This window comes from Nocardiopsis sp. NPDC049922 (assembly GCF_040660275.1).
Taxonomy (GTDB): domain Bacteria; phylum Actinomycetota; class Actinomycetes; order Streptosporangiales; family Streptosporangiaceae; genus Nocardiopsis.
This window is the reverse complement of sequence record NZ_JBFAME010000010.1, coordinates 46,117-68,410: the sequence shown is the minus strand read 5'-3', so window position 1 is coordinate 68,410 and position 22,294 is coordinate 46,117. Positions and strand designations below refer to the sequence as shown.

The following is a 22,294-nucleotide window of genomic DNA, read 5'->3' as shown; positions in this document are numbered from 1 at the left end:
GCCGCGCCATGACCGCACCTGAGCGCGAGACCAGAGATCTGCTGATCGAGATCAAGACCATGCTCGGCGTGGTCGTCAGTCGCGGCGAGGATCACGAGTCCCGCATTCGCGAGATCGAACAGACCGCGGTCACGGTGGAGCAGCTTCGACGCGAGCGTGCGGAGGCCGACGCCCGCACCAAGCGCTTCCTCCAGTGGGCCGGGCTCATCGTCGGCGGGCTCACATTGATCATCCCGACGGTGGTGTCCGTTCTGATCGCCCTCGTCGCCAGCTGACCCCGCACCCGTATTCGACCCGGCCGACGCGCCGGGTTTTTCCATGACCCGAGGAGGTCACCGTGCCCGTCATCGACATCATCCGGCGCGTCGGCGCCGCGCTCGTCACCAACTACGACCGGCTCCGCCACCTGGCGCGCTACCGGCGCAACCCAGCCCTGTACGTGGCCGTCGGCGCTGTCCTCGCGCTGGTCGCCGTCAAGCTGGTGGACGGTGACGTCACCTGGCAGGAGGCGCTCACCGAGGACTTCGTCACCTACCTGATCGTCCTGGCCGGAGGTGTGCTCACCCGGTTGCAGGTGTGGGCGCCGGAGACGGTGGAGGACCTGGAGGCCGCACACGAGGCCGAGGCACTCGACCACTACGACGTCGGCTTCGACCCCGCGCTGCTGGCGCCGGAGGCCGACGGCGGGGAGGGCTGAGCCGTGGCGCTCGTGATCGAGTCGGCGGCCACGGTCGGCATCCCGTCCTCGATCGGTTCCTCCGGCCGCCCCCGCTCGGGCGAGACCGTCCACTTCAACGGCGGTCCGCTCGTGCGCCTTGCGCACACCACCTGCCGGGCTCAGGTGCGGAGCATGCACTCCTACCATCGGAGCAGGGGGTGGGCTGGGATCGGCTACCACCTGCTGATCTGCCACCACGGCGTAGTTCTGACCGGCCGCGGCATCCGCAAGATCGGCGCGCACGCGCCCGGCGCCAACTCGACGCACGTCGGGATCCAGTTCATGCTCGGCGGCTCGCAGACCCCGACGGCGAAGCAGCTCGCCGCGTTCGTCGAGTTGCTGGCGTGGCTGGCCGCGCGCGGAGTGCGCACGTCGATCACTGGGCACCGGGACTGGAACTCAACCGACTGCCCCGGCGAACCCCTGTACGCGCGGGTGCGCTCCGGAGACTGGGGTGGCGGCGGCGAGTCACCAGCCCCGCCGGCCTTCGAGTACTGGGAGGTCGGCGACCTGAAGGTGCCGACCGGAGACCCGGCCCTCTACCGGGGGATGACCGGCACCCCGGTCCGGCGGCTCCAGGAGGCGCTCGCCACCTGGCGGCCCGGCATCCTCCCCGAGTACGGGGCCGACGGGCGGTTCGGCGGCGAGACCGAGGAAGCCGTCCGCGAGTTCCAGCGGGTCCGCGGCATCTCCCGGGACGGCGTCTACGGCACCGAGTCCGCGGGGGAGCTCCGGCGTGCGCTGACCGAGGCCGACCCGGCGCCGGTGCCGCCGCCCCGGCCGCCCGAGGACCCTGACCCGGCGCCCGCGCCGCCGCCCGACTGGCTTGAGGAGGCCATCATGTCCTTGCCCACCCTTCGCCAGGGCGCGACCGGTCCCGCCGTCGGCAAGCTCCAGGCGCTCCTGGCCGCGGCCGGGTACCCTCCAGCGAACTCGTTCAACGGCCGCGGCGAGCCGGACGGGCGGTTCGGTGCTGGCACCGCCGTGGCGCTCGGCCGGTTCCAGGTCGCCCGCCGGGTGCGCAACTCGGTGACGGGCGGCCGCGGCGACCAGATCGCCGGACGTCACACATGGGAGGCGCTCATCCGGGACTGACCCAGGCTCAGCGCAAGGCCCGGCCCCCGCGGGGGCCGGGCCTCTTTCCTGTGCCCGGGGTCTACGCGTCGTCCTCCATGGGCAGTTCGATGTCCCCGACGGAGGAGCCGAGGGCATCGTGGAGCTTCCGGTACAGGTCGGGCAGTTCAGCGTAGGTCGGCTCCAGCATGTGGACCGTCGCCAACCCCTCCTCGTGGGCGTAGGCAAGGCTCGGCGCTGTCCTGACGCCGGTCATGACCACGGTGTCCCCGTCGAGGGTGACGGTGAAGGCCTCCTTGGGCTCGCTCTCCTTGTGCCCGTGTCGGATCCAGTGGTCCCAGGCCAGCTCCACACTGGCGATGAGTGCGGGGAGGTGCTCGGCGGGCAGGGACACGCCGTCGCCCCGGACGGTGAACCGGCCGGGCCCGTCCATCTCCGCGATGTCGTCGCTGACGTAGACGGACTCTCTGCGCATCTCGACCCCCCAGCCATTCATGGCGGGGGTCGGCTCCTGAATGGTTCCCATGGTGTCCTTTCTATCGGCCGCCACGGCGGCGCGCCGGGCGTTCTGGATGCGAGGTTCGAAGTTCAGGCCAGGACGCGGACGCCTGACGGATCGCGCCCTCTGACGCGCCCCGCTGCTCGGTGTCTGGGCGGCGGGGTTCCGTCGTGTGTCGGAGTTGTGTGTCGACCGCGGCCAGGCGGTGAAGCAGTCGGGCCCGCTCGGCGAGCAGGGTGCGCCGTGTGGTCCTGCGGCGGCGGGCGCGTGCGGCCTGGACCATGACGCCGATCGCAATACGGCGGGCGAGGGAGGCATAGGAGATCACCCATCGTCCGGCGCGCCGGACGGCCCGGACGGCCCCTATGCGGCACCAGGCGCGGATGGTGGCGGGAGTGGCGTCGGCGAGGCGGGCGGCGGCTTCGGTGGTGAGCTCCATGTCGACCCCAAAACTTAGCTACGCGAACCGTAGCAATACGGGCTGATCTGGGATATCATTAAAACATAGCTACACAAGACGTAGCAAGGTTTTCGAGAGAGGTCGCATTATGGCACACGAACTGGAAAGGTTCTCCGACGGCTCCGCCTCCTTCGTCAGCGCTCGCACCGACGCCTGGCACCGCCTCGGCACCGTCCTGCCGGACGTCTTCGACGCCGACACTGCACTGCGCACCGCCCGCCTCGACCGGTGGAACGTCCACACCAGCCCGCTGTCCATCACCGAGAACGGCACACCGCTCGTCGTCCCTGACGCCTACGCCACCGTCCGCACCCACCCCGAGACCGGCCGCCCCGACGCCCTCGGCGTCGTCAAGGGCCGGTACCGCCCGATCCAGAACGAGGAACTCACCGAGGTCCTCGACTTCATCACCGACACCTCCGGGGCCCACTTCGAGACCGCCGGGTCCCTGCGCGAGGGGCGCGAGGTCTTTGTGACCATGCGGCTCCCCGAGACCATGAGGGTCGCCGGAACCGATGAGCTGGACTTGTACGTGGCCGCGCTCAACGCCCACGACGGCAGCGCCGCGATGCGGTTGCTCGTCTCGCCGGTGCGGATCGTGTGCGCCAACACCCAGGCCGCCGCGCTGGAAGGTGCCCAGTCGGTGTACGCCATCCGGCACACCTCCGGCGCACGGGGCCGTATCACCGCTGCCCGTGAGGCGCTGGGGATGACCTTCGCCTACCTGGACGAGTTCCAGGCCGAGGCCGAGCGCATGCTCGACCAGCAGATGAACGACGGGGCGTTCATGGACATCGTCGGCCGCGAGCTGTGGCCGCTGGCCAAGGACGCCACCGACCGGCAGATCACCAACCGGGCCCGGATTCTCACGGACGTCCACCAGCTGTTCACCGACGCCCCGACCCAGGACAACATCCGGGGCACCGCGTGGGCCGGATACCAGTCGGTCGTGGAGTACCTCGACCACGTCGCACCGGTCCGGGGCAAGGATGGTGACGCCGCGACCACCGCGCGCGCCGAACGGGTCCTTGTTCAGCCCGCCGTCGTGAACCTGAAGACCCGAGCGTTCGACGCCTTCCGTCTCGCCGCCTGATCAACGACGGGCCCCGGTATCCAGCCGGGGCCCGGGAAGGAGTCCATGATGTCCCGCGCCGACTGGGACGACCCCGACGAGTTCACGGCGATGATGGCCGAGTGGAAGCGCCGCGCGGCCGAGCGTCGGGCCCGTGCCCTGATCTGTCACCGGATGACGTCCACCGCCTACCGCTACCGTCTGCGCCGCAGCGACCAGGCGGACGAGCCGCACGCGCTGATCGGTTCCACCCGCGCTCAGATCGAGGACCTGATCCGGGCGTGCGGACACGAGCACCTCACCGAGGCCGCCATGGCGGTCCTGGACCTGCACGCCCCGGATGAGGAAGGCGAATGCGGGGGCTGTTGCAACCCCGACGGCGGGGTGGCCTACCTGTGGCCCTGCCCCACCACGCTGTTCCTGCTCACGCAGGTACCCGGGGGAGGGTCCGTGGAGATGCACGCCGCCGAACTGCGAACGGAGCCATGGTGATGACCGTCCACGTCGACTACCCCGCGCGCCGTGTCCTCCAGGTCGACGTCGAGCTCGCGGACCGGTTCACCGACACGTGGGCCGAAGCCGACCTCGTCGGCCTGATCGGCCCGCAGCTCTCCTGCTCGGAGACCGAGGACCTCGCCTCCGTGCTCACCGTGTTCGGTGCGCCCGGCACCGCCGAGGGCTGGCTGAAGTCCCACGCCCGCAGCGACGAGGACGGCGACCTGCACACCGACCTGAGGGAAGCCGGGCTCGACGCGTTCGGGCCGAGAGAAGAAGAGGGGGCGTGACGATGAGCACCGCAGCCGAGCGCGACCGCATGACCGAGCTGGCGCTCACCGAGTGGGAGACCGTCGCCGAACTCCTCGCGGCACGAGGCGAGACCTGGCCGGACACCGACGTCACCCGTTGGGGGCCCGGCCTGGCGATGGCGATGGAGCGCGTCAAGGCGCTCGCCGACGCCTGCAAGGTGATCGGAGCCAGAGAGGCGTCCGATGTCGGCCGCCTCGCCGACCTCTACGAGGCGCGGACGCGCTCGTAGAATGGAAGCCTCGCCGCGCGCGGACGGTGCGACCTCCCCGCGCCGCTGGCGAGATGACGCCCCGGGGACCTGGGTGTGACAACCCCCCGGGGCGTCGCCCTGTGAGCGGGGCGCGGACGCGAGGCGACCAGCGCCGGGGCGCAGACGCCACAAGATCAGGGCCCCGGCCCTCCTTCGTCGGGCCGGGGTTGCGCGCGACCTTGGGTCGGGATGGCCGCTCCTCCGTCACACCCACTCCGCACCTACGGAGGTCGCATCATGGACGACAAGAAGCCCACCCTCAGCCGCCGAGCCCTCACCGTGCTGCACATCTGCCTGGCCGGGATCGGCTACCACCTCGTCGCCGTCCTCGTCGTTGAGCACCTGATCCACTGAGCCCTCATCCGCCCCCGGCTCCGCCGGGGGCTTCTTCGTGGCTCAGTGGGGTGCTCACCTCCTCGGGGCTCCGAGGTGGGCCGCTCCCGTCTGGCGGCAGACGTGCGGACGCACGGCTCAGGCACGTCGGCCTTCGGGTGGGCGTCGTCCACGACGCACCCTCCTCCGGCACGTCGCGGTGTGCCGTCGCACGCTATCCCGACCCGGCGGTCGCGCGCGTTCTCCGACCGCGCGCACACCTGTATCGTCACTACAGTGAGCGTAAGTTACCTGGGACTCGACGACCTACCCGGCTACCTCTACGAGCAGCACGGGATCACCGGAGCGATCGGCACCCCGCTGACACGGGGCACCGTGGCGGTCTACCACCGTGGGGCCGAGAAACGGCGCCGTGACGGCGCGCCGCGCCCCGGCGACTTCCCGCCGCCCGACCGGAAGTACGGCCGGTCCCCGGTGTGGCTGCCCGAGACGATCGACCAGTGGGTGGAGAACCGGCCCGGCCGCGGGGCCGGCGGCGGCCGACCGCCGAAGCAAACGTAGAGGCCGCCCGCACCATGGTTTCACGCGGCGCGGGCGGCCCGCCTGGCAGGGGAGCACCACAGTATGCGGCGCGCACGCTGAGCGGAAGGGACGCACTCGCGTCAATCGAGGAAGTGCACCGGGAGGTGCGCCCCGGCCTGTGTGAGCCGTTCGATCCGTTGCCGGAGCACCTCCGGGTCGGGAGCGTCCGTGATGTCCAGCTCAACAGCCCGCAGCATCGCCGCATCATCCTCCGGCAGGATCCCGTCGAGCGCACGCGCGGGAATCACGGCGGACATGGCGAGCGGCCCGCCCTGCCCGGACCCACGCGCCCGGGTGATGGCCTGGGTGGTGTACCAGGCGACCCGGCCAGCGGCGCGCGGGTACTCCGCCAGTGCGGGGACCGCGCGCACGAGGTCAGGCTCCACCAGGCGGCACACCCACGCCGCTATGCGGCGCGGGTAGTGGCTCGTGGCCGGGTGCGGCGGGTGGCTGATGTGCTCCACCCGCCCATTGTCACAGGTCAGTGCTGGTCGAGGTCGATTTCGAGGTACGCCGCAAGTAGCTGGACACCCAGGGGGTCGAGGCTGAGGACGTACTCGGTGATGCGGGCGCGCTCTTCATCGGTGAACGGGACGTCGTCGTCAGGGTCCATGTCTGAGGTGTGCCCGCGCCCGGTGGCCGCGACCAGTTATCCACAGGGCCCGTGCGCTCCTGCCCACGCGCCGGTGGGCGGAGATGAGCCGGGCCTGCTTCCAGCCAGGCCCGGCCCGTGCACCCGCTCTGTCGGGTGCGGCCCGGGGCGCAAGGGGGTGAGTTCGCCCTGGGAGGTTGGGCCGTGCGCCGGACAGAGACGTTGTCCGGCGCACGGTGTGAAGGTTGGGCCCACCGGGGAGCAGCCCGGTGGGCCCTGAGCCCAGGCCCCTCACCTCCTGGGCTAGCCGGGGCGGCTGGCTAGGACGGGGTGGCCAGATCCGCAGCGGTTGTCAGAGCCACAGCGACCCGCCTGTCCGCGCCCGTCACTACCAGGAGTGCCCCTACGGCGCGCGCCCCGGCCGGGGACAACTCCAGGTGGGGTTCCTGTGCGGCGGGGATCTCAGTGGCCACGATCGGCGCGCCGGGCTCCCCGCCCGGCGCATCGGTGCGCTGCACCTTCACCATCACACCGAAGTCGTTGAACACCGTGTGCTCGTGTCGGCTGTGCGGCTCGACTACCCGACACCACGGTGGACAGCTGGCTTTCATGCAGTCGTTCTCCTCGGGTGGCCGCGCCCCTGATGGACGGAGGTGTCGGGGCGCGGCCGGTCTACAGGTCGGCCAGACGGGCTTGCTCGGCAAGCAGGTGGTCCAAATCGTCCCAGGTCGAAGCCTCGATTCGGTTCACCATGCCGCGTGACTTCTGGTAATCGGTGAGCTCGGGCAGACACATTCGGCGCTGCGCAAGCAGGCCGCCGTCGACCACGGCGATGACCCACCGCCCGCGGATGGCGTCGGCCACTCGGGCCTTGCTCCGCCAGGCCTGCGTACCCATCACGCCACCTCCCGCCGCGGGCCGGGGATCGTGGCCGAGTGCAGCATGTCGGTCGCGGTCTCCACGTCGCCGGAGTTCAGAGCAGCCTCGATCGCGATCACCACTGCGATCGCGTTCGCCTGGATCACCACCATGTGCGTCACCTGGGCCTCAGTCGTCGACCCCGAGGGCACCTGAAGAGCGGAGCGGATGGTGTCGAGGAAGTCCTCGATCGCCAGGTCCATCACCGGGCCCACCTCCCCGGACTGGGGACGTGCTCGCCGTGGTGACCGTAGGGCTGGCCGCAGGGGTGTCCGCGTGGCCGGGCGTCACAGCTGTGAGTCGCCACCCACCGGATGGCATCTGCCGCGCGCCCCACATCGGGCCCGTCGTGGCCAGCTCCCACGACCGTGTACCAGCGGCCGGACTCGTGCTGTCCCACACGGCCGAGGACGCCGTCGGTCGAGGAGTCGACGACCAGCCAGTGGGCGGGCAGGTCGGCGTAGTCTCCGGTGGCCGTCAGGTCGACGAGCTCGGGGACGGGCCGGACTCGCACGTGGTGTCGAGTGCGGGCTGCGACCGCGCGGGCCAGGACGGCGTGGACGGCCCTCAGTTCGGGCTCGTCGGCGGTGGCGTCGAGCGGCTGGATGAGAGCCGCGCCGACCATGTCGGCCAGGGTGCGGGCGTTCACCGGACCACCGCCGTCACGGTCGTCGGGACGCTCCGCACGATTGGGATGGCACCGGTGGCGACAGTGGCCTCGGCGTGCGGCAGTTCGCGGAGGAAGGGGCGGATGCGGCTACTGCGTCGGCGTCGGCGGTTCACACTCCCACCCCCGCGAGCTCCCGCCAGGCGCGACCGGCGATGGCCAGATCCTCCAGGTCGACGGGCGGGGCTTTGAAGGACGGCTCGTAGCTCGCGGCGTCAGGGGCGAGGAGGTCATGGTTCTCCTGGATGGTGGGCCGTCCGGCGCGGCGGCGCTCGACCTCCAGGAAGTAGGGGCGCACGAGCGGGGGGTCGTCCACCACCACGGGCGCGGGCACCGGGGGCGAGGCCGGAGCCGGGACGGTGGGCTCCTGCCGAAGGGCCGGGGGCCGCGGGATCGGGTGGCCGCCGTCGGGCGAGGCAGCCCGGAGGTTCGAGCGGACGTGGCGGCCACGAGGTGGGGTCCACAGTGCTCGCCACAGCGTTCGCAGGTATCGCATGCGCGACTCCTCAGTGAGTGCGATTGGTCAGACCGCGCTTGTTCTGGTGTCTCCATCATGGCCTTGATCTCCTAAACTTTCAATACAAAGATTAGGATTGCTGTGATCGGCGTCTCCAAAGTTTCGCGAAACGGGTGATCTACCATCAGCACGGGACGACGAAAAGCCAGGAAGACCAAGGGAGCGCGCGCTGTGGCGGACCAGTACAGCCCGACGGTGAGGCGGCGCCGTCTTTCTGCCGAATTGAGACGTTTGCGCGAGGAGTCTGGCCTGACGGCCAAGCAGGTCGGCGATCGCCTGGGTTGGTCGGGTGGACGGCTGACCAACATGGAGCAGAACAAGTGGAAGCGACCGGACCCGGTGATCATCCGAGCGCTGGCGACCCTCTACGGGGCTACTCCTGAGGTGGCGGAGGGGCTGGTCCTGCTGGCGCGGCAGTCCCGAGAGAAGGGTTGGTGGACTCGCTACGGCGACGTGTTCACTGACGCCTACGTGGGCTTCGAGGCTGAAGCGTCGGCCATCAGCACGTACCAGTCGATGGTCGTGCACGGGCTTCTTCAGACTAAGGAGTACGCTGCGGCCTCAACCAAGATCGGAAAGTCTCGAGAGCCAGCGACCATCGAACGCATCGTCCAGGCCCGACTGGAGCGGCAGGAGATCCTCGACCAGGACGATCCGCCCAAGCTGTGGTGCGTGCTGGACGAGTCCGTCCTGCTGCGCCCGGCAGGAGACAAGAAGGTGATGCGGGATCAGATCGCCAAGCTGATCGACCTCGTGGAAACCGCGGATCACATCAAGATCCAGCTTCTGCCGCTGGACATCGGCCTGCATCCCGGGACTGCCGGGAGCTTCACGATCCTGGACTACGCCAACCCTCTCGACCAGTCCATCGCCTACATCGAGACCCGCACTGACGGCCTCTACCTGGAGGAGGGAGAGGAAGTCCAGGTGCACAGGGACGCCTGGGACGACATCCGGGTCATGGCGTGGCACCCTGACGCGAGTGCTGACCTCATGGGCCAGATCCTCAAGAAGTACGAGTAATAGGAAACCGACGTGTACCAGACAGACCAGAACAACGTGACCTTCCGCAAGTCGTCCTACAGCGCAACCCAGAACGACTGCGTAGAGATCGCCGACCTCCCCAGTGGCGCCGCCGTTCGGGACACGCAACACCGCGAGCTCGGACATCTGACGTTCGCGGACGCGCGCGAGTGGCAGGCCTTCCTCTCCAGCGCCAAGTCGTAGAGACGACAGCGAGGGGCCCCAGTGACCAAACCGGGGCCCCTCGCTGTGTACCAGAACGCTCCCAACTGTACCGGGCGGGGGTGACCGCGGCCAGCGCCTGAACGGTCCTGAACGATTCTGGACACATCCGGCTGGCCTGACCTCCGAAAAGGAATCAGGGTCGAGCACATGCGGTGTTGACCAGATCGCGCAGCTCATCGGCGTGGGCGTCCCCGGCGAAGGGACGTGCTTCGACGCTCACTTCTCGTAGTCGGTCCACCACACGTGTGGAGGCCAGGTCGGGGAGCAGTTCGAGGGCGGTCCGGGTCTTGGCGAGTGCGGCCTCGGTTTCTCTTTGCACCAGGAGAGCTCGGGCCAAGCCGATGTGGTCGAAGGCCAGGCTTCTGTGGCGCTCGACCGGTCGGGCCTGGATCGCCTGCTCCATCATCCACACCGACAGGGTTGCGTGGGCGGGATCGCTCACGCGCGCGACGATCTGGTGACACACCCCGATCGTGGCGTAGTACTCGCCGGTGTCGAAGAACCGCACCCACGACGGCTCCTCCACCGTGTCGCTGTCGCCGAACGCCAGCTCGGCCTGGTGGGCCGAGCGCGCGAACTCGTCGGGGTGCCCCATCATCGCGTGCGCGCGGGCTTCCAGGCTGTGCAGGACAGCCCGCACGGTCGGGGTGGCGACGCGGCGTACCCCGTAGAGCGCCAGGTGCACCAGCTCCAGCGCGTCGTCGGGGTGCTCGAGGTGGCTGGCCTGGCGCGCCATGCAGTTGAGGATGTGCGCCCCCAGGTGGGCGGTACCGGCCTCCTTCGCCGCGCGCAGCGCCAGGAGGAAGTAGTGCTGGGCGCTGGAGTGCAACCCCACGTCGTGGCACATCCACCCGGCCACTCCAGCCAGGTCGCCGACGGCGGTGAACAGGCGGCGGCCGACCTCGTCGGTGTAGGAGGCGTTGGCCAGCATGTCGGTGACCCCGGCCAGCTGGCCGATGACGGCCTGACGGGCCGTACCTCCGCCGTGGAGATTGTCCAAGGAACGCAGGCTCTGAGTGAGGGCTTCGAGCCGGCTCACGTCGGAGTGGCCGAGGCGTCGGGTGCCTCGGGCGTGTGCTGGGTGTACGGGCAGGCTCGCCCAGGGGCGTACCCCTTCCAGTAGCTCGTTGCCGTGAAGGAGCTGGCCGGAAGCGGGGCTGGTCTCTCCGCGCATGATGTCGCTGCGAGTCAACGCGGCCAGCTCACCGGTCAGGACGTGAGCATTCCAGGTGCGCTCAGACAGGGGCAGCGCGCCGTCCTCGCCGAGACCGATGTCGCTCAAGGTCAGGTGCTGGCCGGTGTGCTCGGTGAGGATGTTCAGCAGGAGTTCGGGGACGGGGTCCCGTGGGCGTTCCCCCTGCTTCCAAGCACGCACACGGCGGGCGTCCGGATAGACCTGCGTCTGTCCGCGATCGCGCGCCAGGTCCCGCACCTTGGCGGCGAGCTGGGTGTGGTTGAGGCCACTGGAGTCGATCCAATGGGCGAGGCGCTGGTTGGGGGAGCGTGGGCTCACGCCTGATCCTTCGTCGTCCGTGCGTGTGCAGTACCCCGAGCCTAAGCAGCCCAGGGCGGCCCCGCCAGGGTTTACGAATTCGCCCACCTATTCGCCTCCCCCCGGTCGGGCGGTGCGCCCACCCCGCGCCCGTCACACCCCCGGGTACGCGACCGGGGCTTCGCCCGGCCACGCCCACTTCCTCCAGGCGGCCCCGCCGGGGTGCCCTAGAGGAGAACCCGGCCCTCGGGCTGATCGCTCTCGCACCCGTCGGAGGATGACGATGCCGACCAGCACCATGACCATGCCACCCTCTCCCGCCGTCCATGTTCCCGACCGGACTGCCGACCTGACCGCGGCCACGCGCGCGGCCACCGAACTCCTGGCCGCGCTGGGGGTGCCCGCCACCACCGAGGGCACCCGGCGCACCCCCGAACGGATGGCCCAAGCCCTGCTGGAGCTGCTCACCCCCCAGCCCTTCGACATGACGACGTTCCCCGCCGAGGGGTACCGGCAGATGGTCCTGGTGCGCAGCATCCCGTTCACGTCGGTGTGCGAACACCACATGTTGGCGTTCCACGGAACCGCGTGCCTGGCCTACATCCCCGGCGAGCGCATGCTCGGCCTGTCCAAGCTGGCGCGGGTGGTGGAGCTGTTCGCGCGCCGCCCTCAGGTGCAGGAGCGGATGACCCAGCAGATCGCCGACTTCCTCCAGGACCACCTGGCCCCCGAAGGGGTCGGCGCGATCGTGCGGGCCGAGCACACCTGCATGACCCTGCGCGGTGCCCAGGCCGTGGGCAGCGCCACGGTCACCAGCGCCCTGCACGGCCGACTGCTCAACGACGCCCGCGCCCGGGATGAGTTCATCGCGCTGACGGGGGTGCGGGCCTGATGACGACGACTCGGATCAGTGTTCAGGGCCCCTACTTCGGCGCCGCGCACGCCGGACTCCACCGGGGGCGGTTCGAGGCCCTGCACGGGCACACCTTCACCTGCCGTCTGGAGTTGGTCGGGTCCTTGGACGGCGGGGGGATGGTCGCGGACTTCACCCCGGTGCGCCGGGCCCTCGCCCAGGTCGTCGAACCGCTGCACCGCCGCACCCTGATGCCCGACCGTGCCCCCGATCCGGTGCGGCACTTCGAGGACGAGGGGATGTGCGTCTTCGACGACGGGCACCGCCGGTTCGCCTTCCCGGTTCAGGACGTGGTGCTGCTGCCGGTGGCCAACACCTCCACCGAGCTGATCGCCCGCTACCTGTTGGACCAACTCCGCCCGGTTCTGGAGGGCGTGGAGAGCGCCGAGCTGGTGCTGGCCGAGTCCCCCGGCGCTCAGGCCGTGGCCACCTACACCCCCGGAGGCAGTAGTGACTGAGCACCCGCGGATCCTCATGGTGGCCCACCTGGGCCTGGCGGTGGAGGCGGCCCTGCACGGGGCGACGCCCGCCCCGGCCCCGGCCGGTGCGTGGGAGCGGTGGTGGGTGGCCTACCGACTGGCCCGGTCCGCCCGCCACCTGGGGTGGACGGCCCCCGCCGCCAGCGGATCGTGCGCAACCTGTTGCGCCGACGCCGCCCGTCTGTCGCAGGCCGACCCACCCCACCACACCGACCACCTCACCGAGGTCTGCGACCAGGGGTGCCTGCGCCGGTGGGCCGCCGCGATCCGGTCGGGCGGTTCCAACCCGGGCACGCCGTGGCCGTCGACCCGGCTGGCCCTGGCCGTGATCAAGCCGGGTGCCCCCGCAGGGATCGCCCGCGACGTGGCCGACCACTACCGCGTCCTGCACCAGGTCGAGCGCACCCTGTCGGTGGCCGACGTGCGCCGCCTGTACCCCGAGGCCTACGGCGCGGAGTTCGTCGCCGCACGGGACGCCTACCTGACCAGCGGCCCCGTGCGGGTGCTGGTCCTGCTCGCCGAGACGGACCCGGTGGACGCGACCGCCCTCAAGCACACGATCCGTGCCCGCTACGGGGCCGACCGGCTGCGCAACCACCTGCACATCGCCGACAACCCCGGCGAGACCTACATCGACATCGCTCACCTGGTGGGGCCGAAGGGCTTGACTGACCTGTATGGCACCTACGAACTCGACGGCGCCGACGAGCGCCTGGCGCATCACCGGGCTCTTCTGGGACTCACAGCAACCTCGACTGGTGGCCTCCGCCCCCGCACAACCTGACCGGCCCCTGACCCTGTCTCCCGGCCAGCAGCTCCATGTCGGTGTCCAGGGCCCGCGCCTGTGTGTGGGCCGCTGGGACCCCGAGCTCGACCACCGCATCATCTGCCACACCCGCATCCCCCACGACGGCGGCGACACCCAGTGCGCCGGGTGCGCCGCACGCGACCGGGGCCGACTGCTGGCCCGCGACGCCTACACCGACGACCGCACCTACCTGCTCTACCTGGCGTGGCTTGGCCCCGGCCTGGTCAAGGTCGGCTTGACTGCGGCCGAACGCGGCCACCGGAGGCTCCTGGAACAGGGGGCGCTGGCCTTCACCGAGCTCGGCCGCGGCCCGCTGCCCGCGGTGCGCGCCGCCGAACGCGCGATCGGCGAGAGCGGGTGGGCCACCGAGCGGGTGCGCCACCAACGCAAGCTCCACGCCCTGTGGGACACGCGGTGCTTCACCGACGGCGCCGCGACCCTGAAGACGGCCCGCGAACACATCATCGACGCCCACCTGACCGACCGCATCCAGCCCGGCCCGGACACCATGCACGACAACACCGCCGCGTTCGGACTCACCGCCCCGCTCCCGGACACCTACCTCACCCTCACCGGCCTGGCCGACCCCGCGGGGCTGGCCGTGCAGGTCCGCGCCATCTGGGGGCGGTCGCTCATCACCACCGACCCGGCCACCTCCCAGACACTGGTGATCGACACCCGCCTCCTGGCCGGATACCACCTGGGCCCGGCCCCCGCCCGCTCCGAGGGCCTGACCACGCGCACCCACACCCGTCCCCCTGGAGACGACCGTGACCAGTTCACCCTCTTCTGACCGCCGCCCCGGGCGCCTGTTGGTGCTCGAAGGGATGCCCGGCGCGGGCAAGACCACCGCCGCCACCCACCTGAACGGGCGCCTGCCGGTGGTCGCCGAGTACACCACCCCCAGCGGGAGGCCACTCGGCCACGACCAACATCCGAACCCGCACCAGGACCAGGCACACCAGGACAACTGGCTGATCAAGGCCACCCTGTGCGCCCGCTACCTGGCCGCCAACCCCCTGGTGGCGTGCGACCGCGACTGGCTCACCGCTCTGGCCTTCGCCTACAGCCACCCCGACCAGGCGCTGTTCCCCGAACGCTGCGCCTGGGCCTGGGAACACCTGCGAGCCCAGCGGCTCCACGTGGCCACCACCTACGCCGTGCTCCACGTGGACACCGCCACCAGCCTGACCCGCCGCCAGAACCGGCTGCGCCCCGATCACCCCTGGTCCACCGTCCAGGGGCTGGACCGGCTGGCCGAGTTCTACCGCGAACCGGCCAGCGCGATCCACGCCACCCACCCGGCGCTGGCCTTGGCCTTGAACCAGGCGCGGTTCGTCCACATGGATGGCCACCAACCGCCCGAGGCCGTGCTGGAGCAGATCACCGCGAACCTGGAGCGGGTGTGATGGGCGGCCTGGCGGTCCTACTGCACGACGGGTTCTACGGGTGCGGCACCGGTGCCGGCCACTCCAACCGGGCGCTCCTCCAGGTGCTCATCCACCGCTACCCGCACGCCCGCCTCCGGCTCATGCCGGTCCACGTGTCTTCGACCAGCACCGAGTACAACCCCTCCTGGCACCAGGACACGCAGTCGCTCCTGGCTGACGTCGACGTGCTGGTCACGCCCATCGACAACGGCACCGGCGGAACCAGCCGGTTCGGTGACCTGGCGTGCTTCCAACGCGCCAGCGCGCACGCCGCCCGCCAGCTCAACACCCTGCCCGCGCACGAGCGGCCCGACCTGGTCATCGCCATCGACACCCCCTTCCACGGGCTGCCGCCCCTGCTGGAGGAGGACCTCGTCGGGCGCACCCTGCTGCTGCCGCGCTCCACCGGCCGCCTGCACGGCCCACACGACCGGGCGCGCATCCGCTGGGAGCAGGAAGGGTTTGCCCACCTGGCCGAACGGGGCGGGTATCTGGCCGCGATCTCCGCACACATGCGCACCCACCTGGAGGACGACTACGCGCTGCCGACCACGCAGATCATCGACCTGCCCAACGGGCTCCTGCCCACACCCGACCCCACCGGGCGCGCCCCCGAACTGCCGCCTGCGGCCCGCGACGGGTTCATACTCGCGATGGGCAGGGCCACCCCGTACAAGGGGTTCGAGGATCTCCTGGAAGCCGTGGCCCTCCTCGGCCGGGAGGGTGTGCACGTGCCGCACCTGCTGTTGGCCGCGGTGACCGAAACGCTCACACCGACCCCCTACCAACGGCACCTGGAACGCCGCGCCCACGAAATCGGGGCGGACGCCACGGTGTGGACCCGCTTCGATCCGGCGCTACGCGGCCTGTACGCCCACCCGGCCCTGCGCGCGCTCGTGGTGCCCTCGCGCGCCGAACCCTTCGGGCGGATCCCATTGGAAGCCTTCGCCGCCGGGGCGGCCCCGGTCGTGTCCACCACCGCCGGAGGCCTGGTTGATTTAGTGGCCGAGGGCGTCACCGGGTTCACCGCACCCGCACGCGACCCTGCCCGTCTGGCCGAGGCGCTTCACCGCGGCCTGGTCCTGACGCCGCTACAGCGCGCGGCCATGGTCTCAGCGGGCCGCGCCTTCGCGGAGGCGCTCGACTACGACCGCACCGTCACCACAGCACTGGAGGCGCTGGCTCCCTGGCTGAGTGCTCAGTCGGTGTAGACGGCGGCTGGAGAGCCCACCGGCAGCCCCCACCGCTGTTCGGCCGTCACGGCGGCACACTTGACCTGGCCATCCACCGAAGGCCCCCACCCCAGCAGATCCACCGCCTCCGGGAACGGGCACAACCGACGAACGTGCACCCGGCCCTTGTCAGGGTCGGGCGCGCGCTCCCCCAGCGTGTCCAGACGGGCGGCCATCCGGAGCTGCGCGTAGGGCTCCTGGCTCGGTCGGTGCACCGACTGGTAACCGAGGTAGACCGGATCGGTGATCGTCACCTGGACCTCTTCCCACACCTCCCGGACGAGCGTGGCCACCCTGTCCCCGCCGTCCTCGAGCTCGGGTGTGCCGCCCGGGAGGTTCCACACCCCGTCATCGCACAGCACGACCACCCGGCCCTGGGAGTCGAAGATGTAGGCGTACACCTGCGTGATCTGCTGCGTTTCGGGCGGTGGGGACGCTTCGTGCCAGACGTAGGACACCTTGTTCGTCTCACTCATGGCAGGAGACCCTAGCGGGATTCACCAACCAAGGTGCGTGACATCCCGGACAGCTCTCAGTCGCACAGGTACACCTGCGCGTGACCGACGAGCTCGGTCGCCACATCAGCGATCGGGCCGTCCTCAACTTGGAGGGACTGCACGACCTCGGTCGGCGCCATCCCTGCCTCGATGTCGTCGCACACGGCGTACCCGAGCTCGAGGTTGTCCTCGTCGCCGAACCCGCGGATACCGGAGCCGGCCGCGGCGGCGTCCTCGTACAGGGAGTCGAGGAACGTCTGCTCCCCCTCGGTGGTGTCACCGTCGTCGGTATCGGTGTCCGCCGGCCCCTGGTCCGAGTCGGACTCTTCGACCTCCGGCGCCGGGGTCGAGGCGGCAGGTTCGGGTTCGACGTCGTCGAGGAGGCCGGCGGCCTGCATGATGCCGCCGATGCCGACGAGGCCGAGAACGACGACTCCGGCGATGATCCACGTGTTCCGGCTGGAGGAGGGGGCGCTCATCTTGGTCTCCGTGAGGTCGGGGGAGCGGGGAGAAGCGGAGCGGGCGCTGATGCGACGGTAGCGCCCCCGGCGACGACCTGTCACCGAATTCGCCCGACAGGATTTCAGAGCGTGAAATCCGTTGCTCTCGACAGGGAGAAATCACAGACACGGATCAGTAGCACGACGGTTGATGGTAAAGTCGCGTTCCAGCTGGTCAACCGCGTGTAGCACGACGGTCGAGAAAAGCGGGATTAAAAGTCCGTTGCTCTGCCAATTGAGCTAGGGGCCCGCGATCCGCCTCGGGCCCTCGGGCCCGGCGCTCGCCGGAGACCACTCTACCGCAGCAGCACGGGATCCGGGCGGCTGACCCGGACGGCGGGACGGGGGCCGCTCGCCGCCTCCAGCGGCGAGCGGCCCCCGTCCGGGCAGGGTGTCGGCGGCGCCCGGGCGACACGGGCGCGGGGGTCACTCGACGGTCTCGTACCGCTCCATGGGGTCGTACTGCTCGCCGGTCACCGGGTTGGTGGCCAGCCCGGTGGCGGGGTCGTAGTTGACGTCCATCCCGAGCTCGGGGTCGTAGTACAGCCCCGTGTCCGGGTTGCGCGGCAGGCCGACCTCGGGGTCGATCTCCCAACCGGTCGTCGGGTCGACGCTCGGAATGGCGGGGGACGGTTCCTCCGACGGTTCCGGAGAGGGTGTCGCCTCGGGCGACTCCTCCGCCGGGGCCGTCTCCTCGGCGAGGACCTCGCCGCGGCCGGGCTGCGACTCGGCCCCGCCCTGCGGGCTGAGCACGCCGAAGCTGACCAGGGTCAGGATGAGGATGCCCAGGCCCACGCGGTAGTAGACGAACGGCATGAAGCTGTGCGTGGAGATGAACTTCATCAGCCAGGCGATCACGGCGAACCCGACGGCACCCGCGATGACCGTGCCCACGATGGTGGCCAGCCAACCCGCGTACTCGTTGCCGCCGATGTCGGTGAGCTTGTACACACCCGCTCCGAACACGGCGGGCAGGGCGAGCAGGAAGGAGTACTCCGCGGCGTCCTTGCGGTTGAAGCCCAGGAGCATCCCACCGGTGATGGTTCCGCCGGAACGCGACACACCCGGGATGAGCGCGAGGGCCTGGAAGAGTCCGAAGGTCAGGCCCCGGCTGATGGTGAGGTCCTCGAGGCTGCGGTACTTGCGCGAGTAGCGGTCCACGATGCCGAGGATGACGCCGAAGACGATGAGGGTGAGCGCGATCAGGCGCAGGTCACGGAAGACGCTGTCGATCTGTTCCTCGAACAGCAGGCCGAGGACGACGATGGGGATCGAGCCGATGATGACGTACCAGCCCATGCGCGCGTTGATGTCCGCGCGCAGCTCCCGGTTGACCAGGGACCTGAACCACGTGGACAGGATCGCCCAGATCCGTTTCCTGAAGTAGATCACCACGGCGATCTCGGTGCCGATCTGGCTGACCGCGGTGAAGGCCGCGCCCGGATCGGGCCAGCCGAAGAGCGCCGAGACCACGCGCAGGTGGCCGCTGGAGGAGATGGGCAGGAACTCGGTGAGCCCTTGGACCAGGCCGAGGACGATTGCTTCGAAGAGGGACACGGAGGGGTCTGCTCCTGGGTGTTTCTGCTCCGGTCCGGGTCGCTGGTGGCAACGTCGAAGGGGCCGGGCGCGTTCGGTGGGACAAGGGGGACAACGGGCAGCTTACTGAGGTTCCCGGTCCACATGTCGACGTGTGCGCCCACCTCGACCCTTCGAGTTCGGGCCGCGCCCCCTGTGGCCGAGGGGGCACGCCGAGCCGTCCGCCTTCTTTGCGCTCCCCCGGCCGATTGGTCTACTCGGAACCGTCAACCCAGCCGACGAGGAGAGCACACCATGGCAGTCGTCCCCGAGGACCGGCAGGACATCCTCACCAAGCGCGCGTTCGGGCACGTGGCCACGATCGGCCCGCAGGGCGAGCCCCATTCGAGCCCCGTCTGGCTCGACTGGGACGGGGAGTTCCTGAAGTTCAGCCAGACCAGGTCCCGACAGAAGCTCCGCAACCTCGACCGCGACAACCGCGTCGCGATCTCCGTCGTCGATCCCGACGACCCGTACCGCTACGTCGAGGTGCGCGGGGTCGTGGACCGGGTCGAGGACGACGCCGACCTCGCCTTCATCAACTCCCTGGCCCGGAAGTACCTCGACGAGGCGGTCTACCCCTGGCACCGCCCCACCGACGAGAGGGTGGTCGTGTACGTCCGGCCCCTGCACACGACGAAGATGTAGCCAGCCGCGCACGGATCGACGGCTCCGCCCTCGGGCGGGGCCGTCTTCCGTTGCACGGGGTGAAACAATACACATTGAGAAAGCTTGCACGGCATGCAACTATTGACCGTGCACGGGGAGGACATCATGGGGCTGCGCGAACGAAAGAAGCAGGCAACGCGCCGCGCCCTTCAGGAGGCGGCCGCCAGGCTCACTCTTGAGCGCGGACTGGAGCACGTCACCGTCGAGGAGATCGCGGCCGAGGCCGACGTCTCCACACGCACGTTCTTCAACTACTTCGCGACCAAGGAGGAAGCCCTCCTCGGTGACGTTCCGTCGGCTCCCGACGAGGAGGCCCGGAGGATCTTCGCCGAGGGAGGTCCCACCGGTGGGTTCGTCGACGACCTCATCACCCTGCTGACCGCGTCCCTCATCAGCGCGGAGGGCCTCGCCGCGCACCGCGAAGCCATGCGCCTGCGCAAACAGCTCATGGAACGCGAACCCCAGCTGCTGCCCGGCATGCTCGCCCGCTTCCACAACATGGAACAGGAACTCTCCCGGGCCGTCGCCGAGCGGACGGGCGCCTCACCGGAGGACGCGCGACCGCAGCTGGTCGCCGCGACCGCCATGGCCGTGACGCGGCACACCGTGAAGTGCCTCCACTTCGCGGAGGGGGAGGGCGTCGCGGACGTGCGCGCCGTGCTGCGCGACGCGTTCCGCCACGTCGGCGACGCCTACTCACCGCCCAACGACTGACGCGGAGCCATACCGTCCCAGGGACCTCCCGGGGATCGTTCTCGAACGGAGTTCCATGCCTTCCACACAAGCAGGGCCCGAGGAGGGCGTCAGCCGCTCACGGCTGCGCTGGATCCTTCTCGCGATCATCCTGACCATCCTCCTGGCCTCGCTGGACCAGACGATCGTGGCCACGGCGCTGCCCACGATCGTCGGTGAGCTGCACGGCCTGGAGCAGCTCTCGTGGGTGGTCACCGCGTACATGCTCGCGGCCACGGTCGGCATGCCCATCTACGGCAAGGCCGGGGACCTCTTCGGCCGCCGCCACGTGTACGTCTTCGCCATCGCGGTGTTCCTCCTCGGCTCCGTCCTGGCCGGGCTCGCCCAGAACATGCCGCAGCTCATCGCCTTCCGCGCCCTCCAGGGCATCGGCGGCGGCGGTCTCATGATCAGCGCGCAGGCGATCATCGCCGACGTCGTCTCCCCGCGCGAGCGCGGCAAGTACATGGGGATCATCGGCGCCGTGTTCGGTGTCTCCGCGATCGCCGGTCCGCTGCTGGGCGGGTTCTTCACCGACCACCTGGACTGGCGCTGGATCTTCTACATCAACCTGCCGCTCGGCGCGATCGCCCTGGTCACCGCGGCCACGATGATCCGCCTGCCCCAGCCGACGGGCCCGCGGCCCAGGCTGGACTACCTGGGAACCATCCTGCTGGCGACGACGAGTGTGTGCCTGGTCCTGCTCACCAGCTGGGCCGGGACCACCTACGACTGGGGCAGCCCGCAGATCCTGGGACTGGCGGCGGGCGCGGTCCTGGCGGCCGTCCTGTTCGTCCTGGTGGAGCGGCGCGCGGCCGAGCCGATCATCCCGCTGCGGCTCTTCGCCGACCGCAACTTCGTGCTCACCGCCCTCGTCGGCGTCACCGTGGGCATCGCGATGTTCTCCACGGTCTCCTACCTGCCCACGTTCCTCCAGATGGTCAACGGCGCCACCGCCACCGAGTCGGGGCTGCTCATGCTCCCGATGGTGTTCGGCATGCTCACCAGCACCATCACCACCGGACGGCTGATCAGCGCGACCGGACGCTACAAGCACTGGCCGATCATCGGCACCGCCGTCATCGCGGTGGGCCTGGTACTGCTCTCCCGGATGGACGCGGACACGCCGTACCTCTACAACGGCCTCGGCATGCTGGTGCTGGGGCTGGGCGTCGGCATGGTGATGCAGAACCTCGTGCTCATCGTGCAGAACTCGGCGCCCCGGAGCGACCTGGGCTCGGCGACCTCGGCGAACAACTACTTCCGCCAGATCGGCGCGTCCTTCGGCATCGCGGTGTTCGGTTCGATCTTCGTCTCCCGCCTCAACGAGCGGATGGCCGACCTCCCGGGCGGAGGTCTGGCGTTCGAGGGCGGCGAGGCCGGGATCAGCTCCATGACCCCGGAGATGCTCCAGGGCCTGCCCGATCCCGTGCGCGAGTTCGTCGTGGAGGCGTTCGCCGGGGCGCTCCCGCCGATCTTCCTCTTCGCCGTGCCCATCGTGCTGGTCGGCTTCGCGCTCACCTGGTTCATCCAGGAACACCCGCTCGCCACGACCGTCGGGGAGCGGGAGCGGGCCGAGCCGGAGAAGGACACCGCCCCGGCCGCCTGAACCGAGGGACCCCGGACCACGGCGGCGGATTCCAGGGACCGCCGCACCCGGGGGAGGGCACGGCCCCGCGCCGCGATCGGCGCGGGGCCGTGTGCGCCCGGGGGACCGGGTGCGGGGTCAGGCTCCCTCTTCCCGCCCCAACGCGCTGGTGGCCATGGTGGTCAGCCGGTTGAGCGTGGTGTTGAGCTGCTGGAGCTCCTCCAGGCTGAGCCCGAGCTTCTCCATCATGTGCATGGGGATCGCCTCGGCCCGGGCGCGCAGGTCCCGTCCCGCGCGGGTGAGGCCGACGGTCAGGCGCCGCTCGTCCTCGGGGAGGCGTTCGCGCAGGATCAGGCCCGCGGACTCCAGCCTCTTCAACAGGGGCGACAGGGTCGCGGAGTCGAGTTCGAGCAGGTCGGCGAGTTCGCGGACGGACAGCGGAGCGAACTGCCACAGCGCCAGCATCACCAGGTACTGCGGATGGGTGAGCCCGAGGGGCGACAGGACCGGCCGGTAGAGCGCGATGACCGTGCGCGAGGCGACGGCCAGGGAGAAGCACACCTGGTGTTCGAGGGCCAGCGGGTTGTCGAGCCCTGAGCTGTTCTCGGCCAAGGGGCCACCTCGATGTGTCGACGTCTGACC

The 22,294-nt window shown here is 70.3% G+C and carries 32 protein-coding genes; 19 read left to right on the top strand and 13 right to left on the bottom strand.

What is annotated here, in order from left to right; genetic code table 11:
* Positions 1 to 8: 8 nt before the first annotated feature.
* The 3 genes from AB0I72_RS19120 to AB0I72_RS19110 all read left to right on the top strand — a co-directional run bounded on the left by AB0I72_RS19120 (position 9) and on the right by AB0I72_RS19110 (position 1,813).
* Positions 9 to 275, top strand: coding sequence for a hypothetical protein (locus AB0I72_RS19120; protein ID WP_358570186.1), 267 nt, complete (start codon positions 9 to 11; stop codon positions 273 to 275).
* A gap of 62 nt (positions 276 to 337) precedes the next feature.
* Positions 338 to 697 carry a hypothetical protein gene (locus tag AB0I72_RS19115; RefSeq protein ID WP_358570183.1) on the top strand — a complete coding sequence of 120 codons (360 nt, stop codon included), beginning with the start codon at positions 338 to 340 and terminating at the stop codon, positions 695 to 697.
* Between the two features lie 3 nt (positions 698 to 700).
* Positions 701 to 1,813 carry an N-acetylmuramoyl-L-alanine amidase gene (locus AB0I72_RS19110; RefSeq protein ID WP_358570181.1) on the top strand — a complete coding sequence of 371 codons (1,113 nt, stop codon included), beginning with the start codon at positions 701 to 703 and terminating at the stop codon, positions 1,811 to 1,813.
* A 61-nt stretch (positions 1,814 to 1,874) separates the two neighbouring features.
* Here AB0I72_RS19110 and AB0I72_RS19105 read toward each other — a convergent pair whose 3' ends face one another.
* Positions 1,875 to 2,318, bottom strand: a complete 444-nt coding sequence (locus AB0I72_RS19105) for a hypothetical protein (protein ID WP_358570178.1) — start codon at positions 2,316 to 2,318, stop codon at positions 1,875 to 1,877.
* A 10-nt stretch (positions 2,319 to 2,328) separates the two neighbouring features.
* On the bottom strand, positions 2,329 to 2,730 hold the full coding sequence (locus tag AB0I72_RS19100) for a hypothetical protein (protein WP_358570175.1): 402 nt from the start codon (positions 2,728 to 2,730) through the stop codon (positions 2,329 to 2,331).
* Between the two features lie 109 nt (positions 2,731 to 2,839).
* Here AB0I72_RS19100 and AB0I72_RS19095 point away from each other — a divergent pair, with 109 nt between their 5' ends.
* From AB0I72_RS19095 to AB0I72_RS19075, 5 genes are all read left to right on the top strand, one after another.
* A complete protein-coding gene (locus tag AB0I72_RS19095) occupies positions 2,840 to 3,844 on the top strand; it encodes a DUF932 domain-containing protein (protein ID WP_358570172.1) in 1,005 nt (334 codons plus the stop codon).
* A gap of 45 nt (positions 3,845 to 3,889) precedes the next feature.
* On the top strand, positions 3,890 to 4,315 hold the full coding sequence (locus tag AB0I72_RS19090) for a hypothetical protein (RefSeq protein ID WP_358570170.1): 426 nt from the start codon (positions 3,890 to 3,892) through the stop codon (positions 4,313 to 4,315).
* Complete coding sequence (locus AB0I72_RS19085; protein ID WP_358570167.1) at positions 4,315 to 4,608, top strand: hypothetical protein; 294 nt, start codon at positions 4,315 to 4,317, stop codon at positions 4,606 to 4,608. The genes AB0I72_RS19090 and AB0I72_RS19085 overlap by 1 nt, the downstream gene beginning before the upstream one ends.
* A gap of 2 nt (positions 4,609 to 4,610) precedes the next feature.
* A complete protein-coding gene (locus AB0I72_RS19080; RefSeq protein ID WP_358570164.1) occupies positions 4,611 to 4,859 on the top strand; it encodes a hypothetical protein in 249 nt (82 codons plus the stop codon).
* Positions 4,860 to 5,489: 630 nt separating this feature from the next.
* On the top strand, positions 5,490 to 5,774 hold the full coding sequence (locus AB0I72_RS19075) for a hypothetical protein (protein WP_358570161.1): 285 nt from the start codon (positions 5,490 to 5,492) through the stop codon (positions 5,772 to 5,774).
* A gap of 101 nt (positions 5,775 to 5,875) precedes the next feature.
* Here the strand turns inward: AB0I72_RS19075 and AB0I72_RS19070 are convergent, their stop codons facing one another.
* From AB0I72_RS19070 to AB0I72_RS19045, 6 genes are all read right to left on the bottom strand, one after another.
* Positions 5,876 to 6,259, bottom strand: coding sequence for a hypothetical protein (locus AB0I72_RS19070; RefSeq protein WP_358570158.1), 384 nt, complete (start codon positions 6,257 to 6,259; stop codon positions 5,876 to 5,878).
* Between the two features lie 17 nt (positions 6,260 to 6,276).
* A complete protein-coding gene (locus AB0I72_RS19065) occupies positions 6,277 to 6,408 on the bottom strand; it encodes a hypothetical protein (RefSeq protein WP_358570155.1) in 132 nt (43 codons plus the stop codon).
* Between the two features lie 651 nt (positions 6,409 to 7,059).
* The gene (locus AB0I72_RS19060; RefSeq protein ID WP_358570153.1) at positions 7,060 to 7,284 is read right to left on the bottom strand and encodes a hypothetical protein; all 225 of its coding nucleotides are present in this window, start codon (positions 7,282 to 7,284) and stop codon (positions 7,060 to 7,062) included.
* Positions 7,284 to 7,508 carry a hypothetical protein gene (locus AB0I72_RS19055; RefSeq protein WP_358570150.1) on the bottom strand — a complete coding sequence of 75 codons (225 nt, stop codon included), beginning with the start codon at positions 7,506 to 7,508 and terminating at the stop codon, positions 7,284 to 7,286. Before AB0I72_RS19055 ends, AB0I72_RS19060 begins: the two co-directional genes overlap by 1 nt.
* The gene (locus AB0I72_RS19050) at positions 7,508 to 7,954 is read right to left on the bottom strand and encodes a hypothetical protein (RefSeq protein WP_358570147.1); all 447 of its coding nucleotides are present in this window, start codon (positions 7,952 to 7,954) and stop codon (positions 7,508 to 7,510) included. Before AB0I72_RS19050 ends, AB0I72_RS19055 begins: the two co-directional genes overlap by 1 nt.
* Positions 7,955 to 8,084: 130 nt before the next feature.
* A complete protein-coding gene (locus tag AB0I72_RS19045; protein ID WP_358570144.1) occupies positions 8,085 to 8,468 on the bottom strand; it encodes a hypothetical protein in 384 nt (127 codons plus the stop codon).
* A 192-nt stretch (positions 8,469 to 8,660) separates the two neighbouring features.
* On the opposite strand from AB0I72_RS19045, the gene AB0I72_RS19040 reads away from it, so the two are divergent.
* Both AB0I72_RS19040 and AB0I72_RS19035 read left to right on the top strand, forming a co-directional pair.
* Positions 8,661 to 9,512 (top strand): helix-turn-helix transcriptional regulator, encoded by an 852-nt coding sequence (locus tag AB0I72_RS19040; protein ID WP_358570141.1) that lies wholly within the window; start codon positions 8,661 to 8,663, stop codon positions 9,510 to 9,512.
* A gap of 12 nt (positions 9,513 to 9,524) precedes the next feature.
* Positions 9,525 to 9,716, top strand: a complete 192-nt coding sequence (locus AB0I72_RS19035) for a DUF397 domain-containing protein (RefSeq protein WP_358570138.1) — start codon at positions 9,525 to 9,527, stop codon at positions 9,714 to 9,716.
* A gap of 154 nt (positions 9,717 to 9,870) precedes the next feature.
* Here the strand turns inward: AB0I72_RS19035 and AB0I72_RS19030 are convergent, their stop codons facing one another.
* Entirely contained in the window at positions 9,871 to 11,250 is a 1,380-nt protein-coding gene (locus AB0I72_RS19030; protein WP_358570136.1) for a hypothetical protein, read from the bottom strand.
* 262 nt (positions 11,251 to 11,512) lie between these two features.
* On the opposite strand from AB0I72_RS19030, the gene folE reads away from it, so the two are divergent.
* From folE to AB0I72_RS19000, 6 genes are read left to right on the top strand one after another with little or no spacing between them, the layout of a single operon-like run.
* Entirely contained in the window at positions 11,513 to 12,121 is a 609-nt protein-coding gene (folE, locus tag AB0I72_RS19025; protein ID WP_358570133.1) for a GTP cyclohydrolase I, read from the top strand.
* Positions 12,121 to 12,600, top strand: a complete 480-nt coding sequence (locus tag AB0I72_RS19020) for a 6-carboxytetrahydropterin synthase (protein ID WP_358570130.1) — start codon at positions 12,121 to 12,123, stop codon at positions 12,598 to 12,600. The genes folE and AB0I72_RS19020 overlap by 1 nt, the downstream gene beginning before the upstream one ends.
* On the top strand, positions 12,593 to 13,405 hold the full coding sequence (locus tag AB0I72_RS19015; protein WP_358570128.1) for a hypothetical protein: 813 nt from the start codon (positions 12,593 to 12,595) through the stop codon (positions 13,403 to 13,405). Before AB0I72_RS19020 ends, AB0I72_RS19015 begins: the two co-directional genes overlap by 8 nt.
* On the top strand, positions 13,380 to 14,222 hold the full coding sequence (locus tag AB0I72_RS19010; protein WP_358570125.1) for a DUF2797 domain-containing protein: 843 nt from the start codon (positions 13,380 to 13,382) through the stop codon (positions 14,220 to 14,222). The genes AB0I72_RS19015 and AB0I72_RS19010 overlap by 26 nt, the downstream gene beginning before the upstream one ends.
* Complete coding sequence (locus AB0I72_RS19005; RefSeq protein WP_358570122.1) at positions 14,200 to 14,838, top strand: AAA family ATPase; 639 nt, start codon at positions 14,200 to 14,202, stop codon at positions 14,836 to 14,838. The genes AB0I72_RS19010 and AB0I72_RS19005 overlap by 23 nt, the downstream gene beginning before the upstream one ends.
* A complete protein-coding gene (locus AB0I72_RS19000; RefSeq protein WP_358570119.1) occupies positions 14,838 to 16,070 on the top strand; it encodes a glycosyltransferase family 4 protein in 1,233 nt (410 codons plus the stop codon). Before AB0I72_RS19005 ends, AB0I72_RS19000 begins: the two co-directional genes overlap by 1 nt.
* Here the strand turns inward: AB0I72_RS19000 and AB0I72_RS18995 are convergent.
* From AB0I72_RS18995 to AB0I72_RS18985, 3 genes are all read right to left on the bottom strand, one after another.
* Entirely contained in the window at positions 16,058 to 16,567 is a 510-nt protein-coding gene (locus AB0I72_RS18995) for an NUDIX hydrolase (protein ID WP_358570116.1), read from the bottom strand. The genes AB0I72_RS19000 and AB0I72_RS18995 overlap by 13 nt on opposite strands.
* A 56-nt stretch (positions 16,568 to 16,623) precedes the next feature.
* Positions 16,624 to 17,067, bottom strand: coding sequence for a DUF732 domain-containing protein (locus tag AB0I72_RS18990; protein WP_358570113.1), 444 nt, complete (start codon positions 17,065 to 17,067; stop codon positions 16,624 to 16,626).
* Between the two features lie 447 nt (positions 17,068 to 17,514).
* Positions 17,515 to 18,645, bottom strand: coding sequence for an undecaprenyl-diphosphate phosphatase (locus AB0I72_RS18985; protein ID WP_358570110.1), 1,131 nt, complete (start codon positions 18,643 to 18,645; stop codon positions 17,515 to 17,517).
* A 273-nt stretch (positions 18,646 to 18,918) separates the two neighbouring features.
* Here AB0I72_RS18985 and AB0I72_RS18980 point away from each other — a divergent pair, with 273 nt between their 5' ends.
* The 3 genes from AB0I72_RS18980 to AB0I72_RS18970 all read left to right on the top strand — a co-directional run bounded on the left by AB0I72_RS18980 (position 18,919) and on the right by AB0I72_RS18970 (position 21,673).
* Positions 18,919 to 19,311, top strand: coding sequence for a PPOX class F420-dependent oxidoreductase (locus AB0I72_RS18980; protein ID WP_358570108.1), 393 nt, complete (start codon positions 18,919 to 18,921; stop codon positions 19,309 to 19,311).
* A gap of 126 nt (positions 19,312 to 19,437) precedes the next feature.
* Positions 19,438 to 20,046 (top strand): TetR family transcriptional regulator, encoded by a 609-nt coding sequence (locus AB0I72_RS18975; RefSeq protein WP_358570846.1) that lies wholly within the window; start codon positions 19,438 to 19,440, stop codon positions 20,044 to 20,046.
* 55 nt (positions 20,047 to 20,101) lie between these two features.
* Positions 20,102 to 21,673 (top strand): MDR family MFS transporter, encoded by a 1,572-nt coding sequence (locus AB0I72_RS18970; RefSeq protein ID WP_358570105.1) that lies wholly within the window; start codon positions 20,102 to 20,104, stop codon positions 21,671 to 21,673.
* 117 nt (positions 21,674 to 21,790) lie between these two features.
* Here AB0I72_RS18970 and AB0I72_RS18965 read toward each other — a convergent pair whose 3' ends face one another.
* On the bottom strand, positions 21,791 to 22,264 hold the full coding sequence (locus AB0I72_RS18965) for a MarR family transcriptional regulator (protein ID WP_358570102.1): 474 nt from the start codon (positions 22,262 to 22,264) through the stop codon (positions 21,791 to 21,793).
* Between the last annotated feature and the right edge of the window lie 30 nt (positions 22,265 to 22,294).